At 44.4% G+C, this 17,457-nt stretch carries 12 protein-coding genes; 6 read left to right on the top strand and 6 right to left on the bottom strand.

Features of this window, described 5'->3' with window-relative positions; genetic code table 11:
* The first annotated feature begins 10 nt into the window (after nt 1-10).
* From rpoB to rfbA, 6 genes are all read left to right on the top strand, one after another.
* On the top strand, nt 11-3,814 hold the full coding sequence (rpoB, locus tag D0C36_RS07655; protein ID WP_117390958.1) for a DNA-directed RNA polymerase subunit beta: 3,804 nt from the start codon (nt 11-13) through the stop codon (nt 3,812-3,814).
* A 146-nt stretch (nt 3,815-3,960) separates the two neighbouring features.
* Nucleotides 3,961-8,250: a DNA-directed RNA polymerase subunit beta' gene (gene rpoC / locus D0C36_RS07650; RefSeq protein ID WP_117390957.1), complete on the top strand. Its 4,290-nt coding sequence runs from the start codon at nt 3,961-3,963 to the stop codon at nt 8,248-8,250.
* A 75-nt stretch (nt 8,251-8,325) separates the two neighbouring features.
* A complete protein-coding gene (locus tag D0C36_RS07645) occupies nt 8,326-8,637 on the top strand; it encodes a DUF3467 domain-containing protein (protein WP_117390956.1) in 312 nt (103 codons plus the stop codon).
* A gap of 91 nt (nt 8,638-8,728) precedes the next feature.
* Nucleotides 8,729-9,661 (top strand): GDP-L-fucose synthase, encoded by a 933-nt coding sequence (gene fcl / locus D0C36_RS07640; protein WP_117390955.1) that lies wholly within the window; start codon nt 8,729-8,731, stop codon nt 9,659-9,661.
* 20 nt (nt 9,662-9,681) lie between these two features.
* Nucleotides 9,682-10,539: a dTDP-4-dehydrorhamnose reductase gene (gene rfbD / locus D0C36_RS07635; RefSeq protein WP_117390954.1), complete on the top strand. Its 858-nt coding sequence runs from the start codon at nt 9,682-9,684 to the stop codon at nt 10,537-10,539.
* A 50-nt stretch (nt 10,540-10,589) separates the two neighbouring features.
* Nucleotides 10,590-11,456 (top strand): glucose-1-phosphate thymidylyltransferase RfbA, encoded by an 867-nt coding sequence (gene rfbA, locus D0C36_RS07630; protein WP_117390953.1) that lies wholly within the window; start codon nt 10,590-10,592, stop codon nt 11,454-11,456.
* Between the two features lie 287 nt (nt 11,457-11,743).
* Here the strand turns inward: rfbA and miaA are convergent, their stop codons facing one another.
* The 6 genes from miaA to D0C36_RS07600 all read right to left on the bottom strand — a co-directional run bounded on the left by miaA (nt 11,744) and on the right by D0C36_RS07600 (nt 17,396).
* Entirely contained in the window at nt 11,744-12,688 is a 945-nt protein-coding gene (miaA, locus tag D0C36_RS07625; RefSeq protein ID WP_233524444.1) for a tRNA (adenosine(37)-N6)-dimethylallyltransferase MiaA, read from the bottom strand.
* Between the two features lie 57 nt (nt 12,689-12,745).
* Entirely contained in the window at nt 12,746-13,426 is a 681-nt protein-coding gene (locus D0C36_RS07620; protein WP_117390951.1) for an IS1096 element passenger TnpR family protein, read from the bottom strand.
* Between the two features lie 48 nt (nt 13,427-13,474).
* Nucleotides 13,475-14,881, bottom strand: a complete 1,407-nt coding sequence (locus tag D0C36_RS07615; protein ID WP_117390950.1) for a CCA tRNA nucleotidyltransferase — start codon at nt 14,879-14,881, stop codon at nt 13,475-13,477.
* A gap of 57 nt (nt 14,882-14,938) precedes the next feature.
* Nucleotides 14,939-15,505 (bottom strand): L-threonylcarbamoyladenylate synthase, encoded by a 567-nt coding sequence (locus D0C36_RS07610; RefSeq protein ID WP_117390949.1) that lies wholly within the window; start codon nt 15,503-15,505, stop codon nt 14,939-14,941.
* Nucleotides 15,498-16,481, bottom strand: coding sequence for a glycosyltransferase family 9 protein (locus tag D0C36_RS07605; RefSeq protein ID WP_117390948.1), 984 nt, complete (start codon nt 16,479-16,481; stop codon nt 15,498-15,500). Before D0C36_RS07605 ends, D0C36_RS07610 begins: the two co-directional genes overlap by 8 nt.
* Before the next feature lie 99 nt (nt 16,482-16,580).
* Nucleotides 16,581-17,396 (bottom strand): 2,3,4,5-tetrahydropyridine-2,6-dicarboxylate N-succinyltransferase, encoded by an 816-nt coding sequence (locus D0C36_RS07600; protein WP_117390947.1) that lies wholly within the window; start codon nt 17,394-17,396, stop codon nt 16,581-16,583.
* Nucleotides 17,397-17,457 lie beyond the last annotated feature (61 nt).

The following is a 17,457-nucleotide window of genomic DNA, read 5'->3' as shown; positions in this document are numbered from 1 at the left end:
TTATAACACCTTGGCAAACGATAATAACCAAAGAGTAAACTTTGCAACCAGCAGAAAGGTACTTGATTACCCGGATTTCCTGGATGTACAGTTACAATCTTTCCAGGAATTTTTTCAATTAGAAACTACTTCAGACAACCGCCACAAAGAGGGCCTGTTTAAAGTATTCGCAGAAAACTTTCCTATCTCAGATTCAAGGAACATCTTCGTTTTAGAGTTTCTTGATTATTTTATTGATCCGCCTCGTTATGATATACGTGAGTGTATTGAGCGTGGATTAACTTACAGTGTGCCATTAAAAGCAAAACTTCGCCTTAGCTGTAACGATGCCGAGCACGAAGATTTTGAAACAATTGTACAAGACGTATACCTGGGTACCATCCCATACATGACGCCTAAAGGTACATTTGTGATCAATGGTGCCGAGCGTGTAATTGTATCACAGCTGCACCGCTCACCAGGTGTGTTCTTTGGCCAAAGCCGCCACACCAACGGTACAAAACTATACTCTGCCCGTGTTATACCTTTCAAAGGTTCATGGATTGAGTTTGCTACTGACGTTAACAACGTGATGTATGCTTACATTGACCGTAAGAAAAAATTCCCGGTTACTACGCTTCTTCGCGCTATTGGCTATGACTCTGATAAAGATATCTTAGAGTTATTTGAGCTGGCAGACGAAGTTAAAGTAAGCAAATCTGGCCTTAAGAAATTTATTGGCCGTAAGCTTGCTGCAAGGGTGCTTAAAAAATGGGTTGAAGACTTCGTAGATGAAGATACCGGTGAGGTAGTTTCTATCGATCGTAACGAGATCATCCTTGAGCGCGAAACCGTATTGGAAGATGACCATATCGATATGATCATTGACGCTGGTGTTAAAACCATCATCCTTAACAAAGAGGATGCTGCTACCAGCGGTGATTATACCATTATATACAATACTTTACAAAAAGATACTTCAAACTCAGAGAAAGAAGCGGTTGAGCACATCTACCGCCAGCTGCGTAACGCAGAACCACCTGATGAGGAAACCGCCCGCGGTATCATCGATAGGTTGTTCTTCTCTGATAAAAGATATGACCTGGGTGATGTAGGCCGTTACCGCATCAACCGTAAACTGAAACTTGATACTTCTGACGAGATCAAAGTATTAACCAAGCAGGACATTATCGCGATCGTTAAATACCTGATCAAACTTATCAACTCAAAAGCTGAGGTGGATGATATTGACCACTTATCAAACCGTCGTGTGCGTACCGTTGGTGAGCAGCTTTACGCTCAGTTTGGTGTAGGTTTAGCGCGTATGGCACGTACCATCCGCGAGCGTATGAACATTCGTGACAACGAGGTGTTCACACCGACTGACCTGATCAACGCGCGTACACTGTCATCAGTTATCAACTCGTTCTTCGGTACCAACCAGCTTTCACAGTTCATGGACCAAACCAATCCACTGGCAGAGATCACGCACAAGCGTCGTCTGTCAGCCCTTGGTCCCGGTGGTCTGTCACGTGAGCGTGCAGGTTTCGAGGTTCGTGACGTTCACTACACCCACTACGGTAGGTTATGTACCATTGAGACTCCAGAGGGCCCGAACATCGGTCTGATCTCGTCTCTATGTGTACACGCTAAGATCAACAACTTAGGCTTTATCGAAACACCGTACAAACGCGTTGTTGATGGTAAAGTACAAGTGCAAGAGCCGGTTATTTACCTATCTGCAGAAGATGAAGACGGTAAAACTATTGGCCAGGCAAACGCAGTATATGATGACAAAGGTGAATTTGCTACTCCACGTGTAAAAGCACGTTACGAGGGTGACTTCCCGGTTATCGAGCCTGAAAGACTTGACTTAATGGACATTGCTCCAAACCAGATCACGTCTATCGCTGCATCGTTAATTCCGTTCTTAGAGCACGATGACGCTAACCGTGCATTGATGGGATCGAACATGCAACGCCAGGCCGTGCCACTTTTACGCCCTGAGGCGCCAATTGTAGGTACTGGTTTGGAAGGCCGTGTAGCAAAAGACTCTCGTACCCTTATCAATGCCGAAGGCAATGGTGTGGTTGAGTATGTTGATGCTAACCAGATAACCATTAAATATGACCGTAACGAGCTTGACCGTTTAATTTCATTTGACGGTGATAGCAGAACTTACTTGTTAACCAAGTTTAAAAAGACGAACCAAAGCACCACCATCAACCTTAAGCCAATTGTTAAAAAAGGCCAGAGAGTTGAAAAAGGCCAGGTTCTTTGTGAAGGTTACGCAACTCAGGATGGTGAGCTTGCTCTTGGCCGTAACCTTAAAGTGGCATTCATGCCTTGGCAAGGTTATAACTTTGAGGATGCGATCGTAATTTCTGAGCGCGTAGTATCACAGGATATCTTCACTTCAATTCACGTTGAGGAGTTTGAGTTAGAGGTTCGTGATACCAAACGTGGTGAAGAGGAATTGACACCGGATATCCCTAACGTATCAGAAGAAGCTACTAAAGACCTTGACGAGAACGGTATCATCCGTATCGGTGCCGAGGTTAAAGAAGGCGACATCCTGATAGGTAAGATCACTCCGAAAGGTGAATCAGATCCTTCACCGGAAGAGAAATTATTACGTGCCATATTTGGTGATAAAGCAGGTGATGTTAAGGATGCATCATTAAAAACGCCGCCGTCAATTGCGGGTGTTGTTATTGATACCAAACTTTTCAGCCGTGCTAAAAAGACCACCAAATCTGAAGAGAAAGCACAAATTGAGAAACTTGATGCTAAACACGAAAAAGCCATCAGAGAACTTAAAGCTACTTTAGTTGATAAGTTGTTTGAGATAGTAAATGGTAAAACCTCACAAGGTGTTTACAACGTTTACAAAGAGCTTTTTGTAGCTAAAGGCGTTAAGTTCACTCAGAAAATATTGGCTGAACTGAACTACGAAAGCATCAACCCAACTAAATGGACAACTGATGACGACAAAAACGACCAGATAAAGCAATTACTTCATAACTACGGTATTAAAGTAAATGAGGAACTGGGTGCTTACCGTCGTGATAAGTTTGCTATCAGCGTGGGTGATGAGCTACCATCAGGTATAGTACAGATGGCTAAAGTTTACATCGCTAAGAAACGTAAACTTAAAGTAGGTGATAAAATGGCGGGCCGCCACGGTAACAAAGGTATCGTAGCACGTATTGTACGTGACGAGGATATGCCTTTCTTAGAAGATGGTACCCCTGTTGATATCGTGTTGAACCCACTGGGTGTACCTTCACGTATGAACTTGGGCCAGATCTATGAGACTGTATTAGGTTGGGCTGGTAAAGAGCTGGGTATGAAATTCGCTACTCCTATCTTCGATGGTGCAAGCCACAGCGAGGTAGAAGAGTGGATAGCTAAAGCTAAGTTACCAGAGTCAGGACGTACTTACTTGTACAACGGCTTAACCGGCGACCGTTTTGACCAGCAAACTACTGTAGGTATTATCTACATGCTTAAACTGGGCCACATGGTTGATGATAAGATGCACGCCCGTTCAATCGGTCCGTACTCGCTTATCACACAACAGCCGCTGGGTGGTAAAGCTCAGTTTGGTGGTCAGCGTTTTGGTGAGATGGAGGTTTGGGCATTGGAAGCATTCGGTGCAGCAAACATACTACAGGAGATACTTACCGTTAAGTCGGATGATGTTATCGGCCGTGCCAAAACATACGAAGCTATTGTTAAAGGCGAGAACCTGCCAACACCATCAGTGCCGGAATCATTCAACGTATTGGTTCACGAGCTAAGAGGTTTAGGTTTGGATATCACCTTAGAATAATGATTGAAGGAGTGAATGAGTGAGGGATTGATTCTCTTACTCATTCACCTTAATCGCTCATTTACTCATGAAGATAGCGAGTGGGGGTTAAATGATTCGCTCATTCAATAACTCACTCATTCACTCAATAAAAAAAAGAGGAGACTATGTCTTACAAAAAGGATAATAAAATCAAAAGTAACTTCACCACCATTACCATCAGTTTGGCCTCTCCGGAGTCTATCCTGGAGCGTTCAAGCGGTGAAGTTTTAAAGCCGGAGACCATCAACTACCGTACTTACAAACCTGAGCGTGATGGTTTGTTCTGTGAGCGTATTTTTGGTCCGGTTAAAGATTACGAATGTCATTGCGGTAAATACAAACGTATCCGTTACAAGGGTATCGTGTGTGACCGTTGTGGTGTTGAGGTAACTGAGAAAAAAGTACGTCGTGAGCGTATGGGCCACATCAACTTAGTGGTTCCTGTTGCGCACATTTGGTACTTCCGCTCGTTGCCAAACAAAATTGGTTACCTGCTGGGCTTACCAACCAAAAAACTTGATCTGATCATTTATTATGAGAGATATGTAGTTATACAGCCGGGTGTTAAAGAAGTTGACGGAATCTCTAAAATGGATTTCTTAACTGAAGAAGAATACCTGGATATCCTGGATACTTTACCAAAAGAAAACCAGTACCTGGATGACAAAGACCCACAAAAATTTGTGGCTAAAATGGGTGCCGAAGCGCTTGAAGAACTATTAAGACGTATTGATCTTGATGAGCTTTCATACAACCTGCGCCACCAGGCAGCTAACGAAACTTCACAGCAACGTAAAAACGAGGCGTTAAAACGCTTACAGGTTGTTGAGGCTTTCCGTGGTTCAAAAACACGTATTGAGAATAACCCCGAGTGGATGATCGTTAAGATCGTTCCGGTTATTCCGCCAGAGTTACGCCCGTTAGTACCATTGGAAGGTGGCCGTTTCGCTACTTCCGATCTAAACGACCTTTACCGCCGTGTAATTATCCGTAACAACCGTTTAAAACGTTTGATCGAGATAAAAGCACCAGAGGTAATTTTACGTAACGAAAAACGTATGCTACAGGAAGCTGTGGATTCGTTATTTGATAACTCACGTAAAGTTAACGCGGTTAAAACTGAAGGTAACCGTGCTTTGAAATCACTTTCAGACATCCTGAAAGGTAAACAAGGCCGTTTCCGTCAGAACCTTTTGGGTAAACGTGTTGACTACTCTGCACGTTCGGTAATTGTTGTAGGCCCTAACTTAAAACTGCATGAGTGTGGTTTACCAAAAGATATGGCTGCCGAGCTGTTTAAACCGTTTATCATTCGCAAAATGATTGAGCGTGGTGTGGTTAAAACAGTAAAATCTGCAAAGAAAATAGTTGACCGCAAAGACCCATTGGTTTGGGATATATTAGAGAACGTACTTAAAGGTCACCCAGTGTTACTTAACCGTGCGCCTACGCTGCACAGGTTGGGTATCCAGGCTTTCCAGCCTAAACTGGTTGAAGGTAAAGCTATCCAGCTGCACCCACTAACCTGTACCGCGTTCAACGCCGACTTTGACGGTGACCAGATGGCTGTGCACGTACCACTTGGTAACGCAGCAATTTTGGAAGCCCAGGTGTTAATGCTTGCATCACACAACATCCTTAACCCGGCTAACGGTACGCCAATTACTGTACCATCGCAAGACATGGTGCTTGGTTTGTATTACATAACCAAAGGCCGTAAAACTGATGAGACCCGCGTTGTTAAAGGACAAGGTTTATCTTTCTACTCTGCAGAAGAGGTGATCATTGCTTACAACGAGAAGCAATTAGACCTGCATGCGTTTATTAAAGTTAAAGGCCGTGTGAAAGAGCGCGATGGCAGCATCGTTACTAAATTAATTGAAACTACCGTAGGCCGCGTGTTATTTAACCAACACGTACCAGAAGAGGTAGGTTACATAAACGAGTTGTTGACCAAAAAATCACTTCGTGATATTATTGGTGAGGTAGTGAAAACTACCGGTATGGCACGTGCAGCACAGTTCTTGGATGATATCAAAGAATTAGGCTTCCAGATGGCATTCCGTGGTGGTCTTTCATTTAACCTTAAAGACATCAACATCCCAGAGCAAAAAGTTAAACTGATCGACCAGGCTTCAAAAGAAGTTGAGGAAGTGATGAATAACTACAACATGGGTTTCATTACCAACAACGAGCGTTACAACCAGATCATCGATATCTGGACACGTATCAACAACCGCTTAACTGCGAACGTAATGGATATCCTGAGCAACGATAACCAGGGCTTCAACTCTGTTTACATGATGCTTGACTCAGGTGCTCGTGGTTCTAAAGAGCAGATCCGTCAGCTTGCAGGTATGCGTGGTTTGATGGCTAAGCCACAGAAATCAGGTTCAGGTGGTGAGATCATTGAAAACCCTATTCTTTCAAACTTTAAAGAAGGTTTGTCGGTATTAGAGTACTTCATCTCAACCCACGGTGCGCGTAAAGGTTTGGCGGATACGGCGTTGAAAACAGCGGATGCCGGTTACTTAACCCGTCGTTTACACGACGTTGCGCAAGACATGATCGTAGGTGAAGTTGATTGTGGTACACTACGTGGTATCTACACAACTGCATTGAAAGATAACGAGGATATTGTTGAGCCATTATACGACCGTATCTTAGGCCGTACTGCACTGCATGATGTTCACGATCCGTTAACTAACGAGTTGATCGTAGCTGCAGGTAACGATATCACTGAAGAGATCGCTAAACAAATTGAGAACTCTCCGCTTGAGGGTATCGAGATACGTTCAGTATTAACTTGCGAAAGCAAGCGTGGTGTATGTGCTTTGTGTTATGGCCGTAACTTGGCAAGCGGTAAACGCGTGCAAATGGGCGAGGCTGTAGGTGTAATTGCTGCACAGTCAATCGGTGAGCCGGGTACACAGTTAACACTTCGTACCTTCCACGTGGGTGGTACCGCATCAAACATCGCGGCTGAGTCTCAGATAAACGCTAAGTTTGATGGTGTTATCGAGTTTGAGAACGTACGTACAGTAAGTTACGAAACTGCCGAAGATGGTTCTGTTGATGTGGTATTGGGCCGTTCAGGCGAGTTCCGTATCATTGAGGCGGGTACCAACAAGGTAATTGTAACTAACAACATCCCTTACGGTTCATACCTGTATATTAAAGATGGTGCAACCGTTACTAAAGGCGACCGTATCTGTTCATGGGATCCGTACAACGCGGTAATCATCTCTGAATTTGCAGGTATCGCTCAGTTCGAGTCGGTATTAGAAGGGGTAACTTTCCGTGAGGAAAGCGACGAACAAACCGGTCACCGTGAGAAAGTAATTATCGATACAAGGGATAAAACTAAAAACCCTTCTATCCAGATAGTAGATAATAAAGGTAATGTTGTTAAAGGCTACAACATCCCGGTAGGTGCCCACATCTCTGTTGATGAAGGCGACAAACTACAAACAGGCCAGGTTATTGCTAAAATTCCTCGTTCAACCGGTAAAACGCGAGATATTACGGGTGGTCTTCCACGTGTAACCGAGTTATTTGAAGCACGTAACCCATCTAACCCTGCGGTAGTAACTGAGATTGATGGTGTGGTAACTTTAGGTGGTGTTAAACGTGGTAACCGCGAGATCACTATCGAAAGTAAAGATGGCCAGGTTAAAAAATACCTGGTACCACTTTCAAAACACATCCTTGTACAGGATAACGACTTTGTTAAAGCTGGTATGCCATTGTCAGATGGTTCTATCTCTCCGGCAGATATCCTTGCAATTAAAGGCCCTGCTGCTGTGCAAGAGTACCTGGTTAACGGTATCCAAGAGGTTTACCGCTTACAGGGTGTGAAAATTAACGATAAACACTTTGAGGTTATCGTTCACCAGATGATGCAGAAAGTAGCTATTGAGGATGCAGGTGATACCCGTTTCCTTGAGCGCGAAGCTGTTGACAGCTGGGATTTCATGACCGAGAACGACGATATCTACGACAAGAAAGTTGTTGTTGAGCCGGGTGATTCTACAAACCTGAAGGCTGGTCAAATCATTTCATTGCGTAAACTGAGAGACGAAAACTCGATGTTGAAACGCCGTGATATGAAACTGGTTGAGGTAAGGGACGCAATTCCTGCAACTTCAAGCCCAATGCTTCAAGGTATTACAAGAGCATCATTAGGTACCAAATCGTTCATCTCTGCGGCATCGTTCCAGGAAACTACAAAAGTACTGAACGAAGCGGCTATCGCCGGTAAACGCGATAACATGCTGGGTCTGAAAGAGAACGTTATTGTTGGTCACTTAATTCCGTCAGGAACCGGTATGCGCGATTACGAAAATATCCGCGTAGGTTCTCAGGAAGAGTTTGACCGCCTGATGGCCTCTAAAACTGAAGAAGTAGAAGCTTAATCAGATTTTTTAAATACTTTAACAAAGCCTTCTGTGAAAACGGAAGGCTTTGCTTTTTTTACTACTTTTACTACCATGGAAGAACAAAACGAAAACCAGATCAACATTGAGCTGAGCGAAGAAATGGCAGAGGGTATTTACTCTAACCTGGCTATCATCACCCACTCAAGCTCGGAGTTTGTTGTCGATTTTATCCGGGTTATGCCGGGCGTTCCAAAAGCCAAAGTAAAATCGCGCGTGGTGCTTACACCCGAGCATGCCAAGCGCTTATTGAGCGCCCTGCAAGATAATATCGAGCGCTTTGAAGAAGCCCACGGCCGCATCAAAATACAAAACGACCCACCCGCTTTTCCCATGAATTTTGGTGGACAAATGGGGCAGGCGTAGGTTTCAAGTCCATAGTCTATGGTTAATAGTCCATAGTTTTGGCAATGTGATTTTTACTATGGTCTATGGACCATTGACTATCGTCTAATTAATGAATAAAGATTCAAAAATATACATAGCGGGTCACCGCGGCATGGTGGGTTCAGCCATTATGCGTAAGCTGCAGCAGGAGGGTTACACCAACCTGCTTACCCGCACCTCTGCCGAATTAGACCTGCGTAACCAGCAGGCCGTTGCTGATTTTTTTGCGTCAGAAAAACCTGAATACGTTTTTTTGGCAGCTGCCAAAGTAGGCGGTATTGTAGCTAATAATACCTATCGGGCCGAGTTCCTGTTCGATAACCTGCAGATCCAGAATAATATCATCAATTCATCACATGTAAACGATGTAAAGAAACTGATGTTCCTGGGATCGAGCTGTATCTATCCTAAAATGGCACCACAGCCATTGCATGAAGATGCATTGCTTACCGGATTGTTGGAACCCACCAATGAGCCTTATGCCATCGCCAAAATAGCCGGTATTAAAATGTGCGATGCTTACCGCGCGCAATATGGGTGTAACTATATATCAGTAATGCCTACCAACCTTTACGGTTATAATGATAACTATCATCCGCAAAACTCACATGTGTTGCCGGCGCTTATCCGCCGTTTTCACGAAGCCAAGGAGCAGGGGGCGGCAACCGTTATCATTTGGGGCAGCGGCTCACCGTTAAGGGAGTTTTTGTTTGCTGATGATCTGGCCGAGGCCTGTTTTTACCTGATGCAGAATTATGATGAAGAAGGTTTTATCAATATCGGCAGCGGTAAAGAGATCACTATAAAAGACCTGGCTATCCTTATCAAAGATATTGTTGGCTACACGGGGAACCTTGAGTTTGATACCACCAAGCCAGATGGTACGCCCCGTAAGTTAATGGATGTATCAAAACTGGCAGAAAAAGGTTGGACCTATAAAACCGAACTGGCCGACGGCATTAAATTAGCATACGCCGATTTCTTGAATAAACACAAAGGTTAATTAATGCTGTTATAGCTTATATGAGTAAGGTTTTAGTATTCGGAGCTTCGGGGCAATTGGGACAATGCATCAGGAAAGTTGTAGACGAGAACGCTTTGCAAGGCTATATTTTTCCTGAAGAAGGCACTGCTAACATATTGGATACGGCCTCGCTCGAAAGACTTTTTGTAGAACATAATCCAACGCATATTATCAACTGCGCGGCCTATACCGCTGTAGATAAAGCCGAAAGCGACTATGAAACTGCCTTTGCTGTCAACAAAACAGGCGTAGAGAACCTGGCCGATCTTTGTAACTCATACGATGCGGTACTGATCCATATTTCAACTGATTTTGTTTTTAGCGGAGATGGCAACACACCACTTACCGAAGAAAGCACTACCGCCCCTGTAAGCGTTTACGGGCAAAGCAAACTGGACGGTGAACTGGTTATCCCAACGGTATTAAATAAATACTTCATCATCCGCACAGGTTGGCTGTACTCTGAGTATGGCAACAACTTTGTAAAAACCATCCTGCGGATAGGCAAAGAGCGTGGCGAAATAAAAGTAATAAACGACCAAACCGGCACACCTACTTACGCCATGGATCTGGCTAAAACTATCACTGTTATCATATCATCAGGTATCACCAAATTCGGGCTTTACCATTATGCTAATGAGGGTGATACTACCTGGTTTGGCTTTGCAAGTGCCATACATGAAATTGCCGGCACAGGTGTAAAAGTGCTGCCCATCCCTACAACTGAATATCCAACCCCGGCCAAACGCCCGGTATATTCGGTGATGGATAAATCAAAAATAAAGCAGACATTTAATTTCGAGATCCCGCAATGGCAGGATAGTTTAAAGGTTTGTATCAGCAAACTGGAAAGCTAAATAAGATATTTACTTATCCACTCATTCAATAACACACTCATTAATCACACATGAAAGGCATCATATTAGCAGGCGGATCGGGCACAAGGCTTTACCCAATTACCAAAGCCATCAGTAAACAGTTGATGCCGATATATGATAAGCCCATGATCTACTACCCGCTATCGGTTTTAATGCTGGCAGGTATCAATGAGGTTTTGATCATTACCACACCCGAGGATAACGCCGGATTTAAGCGCCTTTTAGGCACCGGAGAGGAGTTAGGCTGCAAATTTGAGTACGCGGTGCAGGAGAAGCCAAATGGCCTTGCACAAGCCTTTGTAATAGGTGCTGATTTTGTGGGTGATGATAAAGTAGCCTTAGTATTGGGCGATAACATCTTTTACGGATCGGGCTTTAGCAAGCTGCTACAAAGCTTTGCTGATGTGGATGGAGCAGCCATCTTTGCCTACCCGGTTGCCGATCCTGAGCGTTATGGTGTGGTTGAATTTGATGCGGATAATAAAGCCATCTCAATAGAAGAAAAACCGCAGCACCCAAAATCCAAATTTGCGGTACCGGGACTATATTTCTATGATAATAGCGTTGTAGAGATCGCCAAAAATATCGCCCCATCCCCACGCGGCGAATACGAAATAACCGATGTAAACAAAGCTTACCTTGAACAAGGCAACCTGCATGTTGGCGTTATGGACAGGGGAACAGCCTGGTTGGATACCGGTACCTTCGATTCCCTAAGCGATGCCACAGAGTTTGTGCGTGTGATTGAAAAACGCCAATCAAAAAAGATAGGTTGTATAGAAGAGGTAGCTTTCCTGATGGGATATATAGATGCCACGCAATTACAGGTATTGGCCGATAAATATAAGAAAAGCGGCTATGGCGCTTATCTGCAATCGGTTTTGGATAACAGGTAAGGGATTTTTTGGGTATTACCTTTTTATCTGAATGGGTAGCTCCTACGGAGCAAAATACACGATATACTTTGGCTACAAAGCGGTTGTCCCTACGGGACATGGCCATTGTATTAAATACTTTTTACACTAAATTTTAGATGCCTCGTTAGAGGCTACCGCTTGGTAGAAATTTAGTTACAAGATTTTTTACTCCGTTAGGAGTTACCCTTGAGGGTGAAAGATCTGATCCATCCTCGTCTTTGAGCTGAATTTCATACCTATTCAGAGAGGAGAGTAATATTCCCCAATTAAGCGCTTGGCAAGATCTTCTCAATGGCTGCCAGGATGTTTTCCGTTAGGTTAACGTCGCTGGTATCTACCCAGATAATGTCCTTGTCTTTACGGAACCAGGTAAGCTGGCGTTTGGCAAACCGGCGGGTGTTTTGTTTTATCTGCTCTATAGCATCGTCCAGGCTTACCCTGCCATCCAGATAATCGAACAGTTCGGTGTAGCCTACGGTATTTAGCGCGTTATAGTGCTTGTAGGTAACTAAAGATTCTACTTCGGGTAGCAGGCCATCCTGCACCATGAGGTCAACGCGGCGGTTTATGCGGTCGTACAACGTTTCGCGCGGCATGTCCAATGCCAGTTTGATGATATTGAATGGTCTTGAGTTGCCTTTGGCAGTTAAATATGAAGAGAATGGTTTGCCTGTAGCCTCATACACCTCAAGGGCTCGTATAATGCGTTGTGGGTTATTAATATCTACCAGCTGGTAGTATTCCGGATCCACTTCTTTAAGGCGTTCCTGCAGCACATGGATGCCTCTTGCGGCCAGTTCAGTATTTAGACGGTCACGGATATCTGCATCAGCTGTGGGCAAATCATCAAACCCCTCGGTAATAGCTTTGATGTACAAACCTGATCCGCCAACCAATACCACCAGTTTATTTACCTTAAAAAGCTCATCAAGTAGTTGCAGGCATTCGCGTTCGTAATCACCAACCGAGAATGGTTCTAAAACACTGTGCGAATTGATAAAATAGTGGGGAGCTGCCGCCAGTTCGGCATCAGTAGGTTTGGCAGTACCGATAGACATTTCGCGGAAAAACTGCCTTGAATCGGCAGATACCACAACGGTATTAAAATGCTGGGCAAGTTGTATGGCTGCAGCGGTTTTACCCGATGCAGTAGGGCCGGCTATTACTATTAATGTGGGGTTAGTAGCGTTCATAAACAGAAAATGGTTCATAGTTTACGGCTCATACATCGTGCCATTAACTATGAACCATCTCTAAATATCGACTAATTAATAATCGTCATTACGACTGCCGCGGCGGTCATCATCGTCATAATTATCGTCGTCGCCAAAGCCAAACTCGTCTTCATCTTCGCTTTCATCATCATGGTCGTGATCGTCGTCATCACTAACGCTGCTGCTGCGTGCCGGTGCGCTAACGCTATCTGTATCGGTTACTTCAGAGAAATCTTCAGCATCCTCGGGGTTAAACTGCATCTCGTTAAGGAAATCGAAATCCTCATCTGCAGATGAAATAACCGTTGGGTTAAATACATTGCCAAACTGTTTCGGCGCTTCGCCTACGGTACGTACAACGGCAGGGTAAGTGGTGGCAGGGTTTTCATCAAGGATGATTTTCATCAGTTCCACATGGAAATCAAAAGGCCTGTCGAAATTGAAAGTATAGTAGAATTTTTGATGCGGATCATCAATATAACTGCTCAGTTTTGCTTTTTCCATTAACGGGATATTCCTGTCTTTCCTTTTTTGGTTAGGCATAAAAGTGATCTCGTCGCCTTTCATCCATTGGTCGTTACTAACGTAGAAAGATGACGGGTACTCTGATTTATATCCTGTTGATTGGTGGATTGCGTTATGAAGATCTTCAAAAGTTTGATTCGATTTAATATCGATATCGCGTGAAACATCGTCGTAATCTTCAAAGGTGATCCTAAACCTGTATAGTGCCATTGCGTTTAAGTAAGTTTTTTTGTCAAAAATATGGAGTTAAATTCAATTTCAGCTTGCCACAACTTTCAAGCCAATTTCTTTGCCTTTTTCAATTGTAAAGCTAATTGCAGCCTCTCTGTCGTTCGGAATTTCTCCTTCAAGTATAGCTTCGCGTATCTTATTCTTTATAATTCCCACTTCGCGCCCCTCGCTTATCCCGAATAATTGCATAATATCTAAGCCGGTTACCGGTGGTTGCCAGTTGCGGATGTTATCGCGTTCCTCAACATCTTTCAATTTTTGCTGAACCAGTTCAAAGTTGTTGCGGTACTTTTTAACCTTGTACTCATTTTTGGTGGTTACGTCTGCTTTACACAACAGCATAAGGGCTTCAATATCCTCACCTGCATCAAAAAGCAGGCGGCGCACTGCCGAGTCGGTAACAATTGACTGCGACAGAACGATAGGGCGCAAGTGCAACTGCACCAGCTTTTGCACAAACTTCATCTTCTCGTTAAGCGGAAGTTTTAGCTGTGTAAATATCTTGGGCACCATGCGTGCACCTTTATCCTCGTGACCGTGGAACGTCCAACCATGGCTTTGCTCAAAGCGCTTGGTGGCTGGTTTGGCAATATCATGAAGGATAGCGGCCCAGCGTAGCCAAAGGTCGTCGGTAGTTTCGCAGATGTTATCCAATACCTGCAGGGTATGGTAAAAGTTATCCTTATGGCCTTTCCCGTTAATGATGTCTACGCCGTAAAGCGCCGTCATTTGCGGGAAGATGATGTGCAGCAGGCCGGTATCAAACAAATAGTTGAAACCAACAGATGGCACCGGCGATAGGATGATCTTGTTCAGTTCATCAGTAATGCGCTCCTGCGATACAATTTTGATGCGTTGCAGGTTGCTTTTAATAGCAGCTATTGCGACAGGATCTATCTCAAAGTTCAACTGCGATGCAAAGCGGATGGCCCGCATCATGCGCAGCGGATCATCAGAGAAAGTCTCTACCGGATTAAGCGGTGTGCGGATCAATTTATTTTCCAGGTCGATAATGCCGTCAAAAGGGTCTATCAGTTCCCCGTAAGTATCGGGGTGTAGAGAAATAGCTAATGTGTTGATGGTAAAATCGCGGCGTTTCTGGTCGTCGTCAAGGGTGCCGTTCTCTACTATGGGTTTGCGCGAATCTGAGCGGTAGCTCTCTTTGCGGGCGCCAACAAATTCCACTTCAACATCCTGGTAGCGCAGCATAGCAGTACCAAAGTTTTTAAATACCGACACCTTAACATTCAGTTGTGCAGCAACTGCCTCGGCAAAATCAATACCGTTGCCCAGTATCACTACATCAATATCTTTTGAGGGGCGGTTAAGGAAAATATCGCGCACGTAGCCGCCTATTGCGTAAGCCTGTACATTTTTTTCGGCAGCAAGTTTAGAAATAACAGAAAATACCGGATGTTGCAGGTGTTGTTTCATAGTGGATAAGCTGCGAACAGGCTTGTATTTGCAGGGGCAAATTTACGACTTTAGTTTTTAACGGCGAATAAATTCAAAAGTGCCGTTAGGGGCAAGTCGCATAATGGTTGATGGTTTCTTTACTTCCATGCTGTGCTGGTCAATATCAACCACGTAATCAACCCCGTCTATTATCTCCTGCGAAATCTTGCCAAAGTACTCCGGCGATGGCTCTCCGCTGATGTTGGCCGATGTACTTACCAACGGTTTGCGCAGGCGCTGTATCAACTGCTGGCAAAAAGGGTGAGAGGTTACACGCATACCCACGCTGCCATCCTCAGCAATTAGGGCCGGCGATATATTTTTTGCGCCTGGCATTACCAGCGTAAGCGGGTTCTCCGCGTATTCTATCAAGGTGTAGGCGATATCAGGCACTTCCTGTATGTAGCTTTGCAGTTTGTTATCCACATCAACCAAAACGATCATGCTCTTGCTTTCTTCGCGCTGTTTAAGGGCAAAAATGCGTTTTACTGCTTCGGTATCGGTGGCATCGCAGCCAATGCCCCAGATGGTATCAGTAGGGTAAAGGATGATACCGCCATCCTGCACCACTTTAAGTGCCTTGTTAACTTCGTCTCTAAGCATAATTGAGGTACAAACTTAACGCTTTTATAATTCTTTTTTCATCAAGCATTTCCATACACTTTGGCACGCCGTATAATTTGCAGGTATTACGCACACAAGGCTCGCATTCTAAAGCTCCGTAACGGATCACCTGCAAGGTTTCTTTATTGTATGGGGCTGTATTATTTTCATCGCCGGCACCAAATAAAACTATAGTTGGCACACCCACGGCATTAGCCAAATGAGCCGGGCCTGAATCTGTAGTGAGCACTGCTTTAGCTCCCGCCATTAGTTCTGCCAAACCTTTCAGGTTGGTTTTACCTGCCTGGTTGTGCAGACGGTCTGCGTTATCCAGTCCCGATAATAGCTCATCAATAAAAGGCGCTTCCTTTGGAGAACCCACAAAAGCAAAGTTCAGGTCAGGGAAATGTGCAGTTAACGCATTGATGATGCTTCGGCCTTTATCAACCGGCATACGGCGTGATGATGCTTCTGAATTAAAGTTGATGACAACCGTTTCGGGGATATCAGCAGGATCAGCTTTTAGTGCGACTGTTCTTTGTGCAACGGTTTTCCCGGTAACGTATTCAAGCAGATAAATGTACTCATCAACCCTGTGCAGGCCTACAGGTTTCTTAATTGCTTTGGTGAGCAAAAACAAACCGCCCTCTTTACGGAAACCGATACGCTGCTTAGCGCCGGTTGCCCACGCCATTACAAATGAGGAGAGCGAATGAGGAAGATTAAAGAATAGATCATAGCCCTCGGCCTTCAGGGTTTTACCGAAACGGTAAACTCCTCCCGAACCGGGATATTCTTGTTTTGAAAAAGGATGGACTTTATTAATGCCGGGAATAAGTTGGGCAATGCCGCTGAGTTCTTTTTTGATGATCACATCAATTGCAGCGGCAGGATACTCGGCTTTTACAGCATTAACAAACGCGGTGGCCATCACCACGTCGCCAAGCCAGTTGGGAAGCCGAATGAGGATTTTCATAATTGAGCCCCCTCTAAATCTCCCCCGAAAGGGGAGACTTTTTTTAAGAAGCCCTCCCTTACGGGGAGGGTTTGGGAGGGGCTTCTATCTTATGTCTAATTAAACCGCTACATTATTATCTCTCAACGCATCGTTAAGAGATGTTTTTTTGTCGGTTGATTCTTTACGTTTACCGATGATCAAGGCACATGGTACCTGGTACTCGCCTGCAGCAAATTTCTTGGTGTATGAACCCGGGATAACTACCGAACGGGCAGGAACACGGCCTTTGTACTCAACAGGAGTAGAACCTGTAACATCAATAATTTTGGTTGATGCGGTTAACACCACGTTTGCACCTAATACAGCTTCAGACTCTACGTGTACGCCTTCAACAACAATAGCACGTGAACCAAGGAAACAGTTGTCCTCAATAATTACAGGAGAAGCTTGTACCGGCTCTAACACACCGCCAATACCAACACCACCGCTAAGGTGAACGTGTTTACCAATTTGCGCACATGAACCTACAGTAGCCCAGGTATCAACCATGGTACCTTCATCTACATAAGCACCAATGTTTACATAAGATGGCATCATGATAACACCTTTGGCCAAATAAGCACCGTAACGGGCAATACCATGAGGTACCACGCGTACGCCAAGCTCTTTGTAGTTTGTTTTTAGTTTCATTTTATCATGAAAAACAAACGGGCCGGTTTTAATTTCTTCCATTGCACGGGTAGGAAAATACAGTATAACGGCTTTCTTTACCCAGTCGTTGGTATGCCAGCGTGAGCCGATCAGTTCAGCAACGCGGATCTCGCCTTTGTCTAAACGGTCAATAACAGACTCAATGGCGTTAGTATATTCACCAAAGTTTAAAAGGTTGCGGTCTTCCCAGGCATCCTCAATAAGTTTCTTCAGGTTAAGCATTCGTACAAAAATAAATTTCGCCAAATTAAAGGATTTTTGGGGACATTTGTTTGAATCATAC

It is taken from the genome of Mucilaginibacter conchicola (assembly GCF_003432115.1).
GTDB lineage: Bacteria > Bacteroidota > Bacteroidia > Sphingobacteriales > Sphingobacteriaceae > Mucilaginibacter > Mucilaginibacter conchicola.
This window is presented reverse-complemented; position numbering and strand designations above follow the sequence as displayed.

Excerpts from the sequence above, each read along its gene's own strand:
- rpoC (WP_117390957.1), top strand. The coding sequence starts at position 3,961 with ATGTCTTACAAAAAGGATAATAAAATCAAAAGTAACTTCACCACCATT.
- D0C36_RS07645 (WP_117390956.1), top strand. The coding sequence starts at position 8,326 with ATGGAAGAACAAAACGAAAACCAGATCAACATTGAGCTGAGCGAAGAA.
- fcl (WP_117390955.1), top strand. The coding sequence starts at position 8,729 with ATGAATAAAGATTCAAAAATATACATAGCGGGTCACCGCGGCATGGTG.
- rfbD (WP_117390954.1), top strand. The coding sequence starts at position 9,682 with ATGAGTAAGGTTTTAGTATTCGGAGCTTCGGGGCAATTGGGACAATGC.
- rfbA (WP_117390953.1), top strand. The coding sequence starts at position 10,590 with ATGAAAGGCATCATATTAGCAGGCGGATCGGGCACAAGGCTTTACCCA.
- miaA (WP_233524444.1), bottom strand. The coding sequence starts at position 12,688 with ATGAACCATTTTCTGTTTATGAACGCTACTAACCCCACATTAATAGTA.
- D0C36_RS07620 (WP_117390951.1), bottom strand. The coding sequence starts at position 13,426 with ATGGCACTATACAGGTTTAGGATCACCTTTGAAGATTACGACGATGTT.
- D0C36_RS07615 (WP_117390950.1), bottom strand. The coding sequence starts at position 14,881 with ATGAAACAACACCTGCAACATCCGGTATTTTCTGTTATTTCTAAACTT.
- D0C36_RS07610 (WP_117390949.1), bottom strand. The coding sequence starts at position 15,505 with ATGCTTAGAGACGAAGTTAACAAGGCACTTAAAGTGGTGCAGGATGGC.
- D0C36_RS07605 (WP_117390948.1), bottom strand. The coding sequence starts at position 16,481 with ATGAAAATCCTCATTCGGCTTCCCAACTGGCTTGGCGACGTGGTGATG.
- D0C36_RS07600 (WP_117390947.1), bottom strand. The coding sequence starts at position 17,396 with ATGCTTAACCTGAAGAAACTTATTGAGGATGCCTGGGAAGACCGCAAC.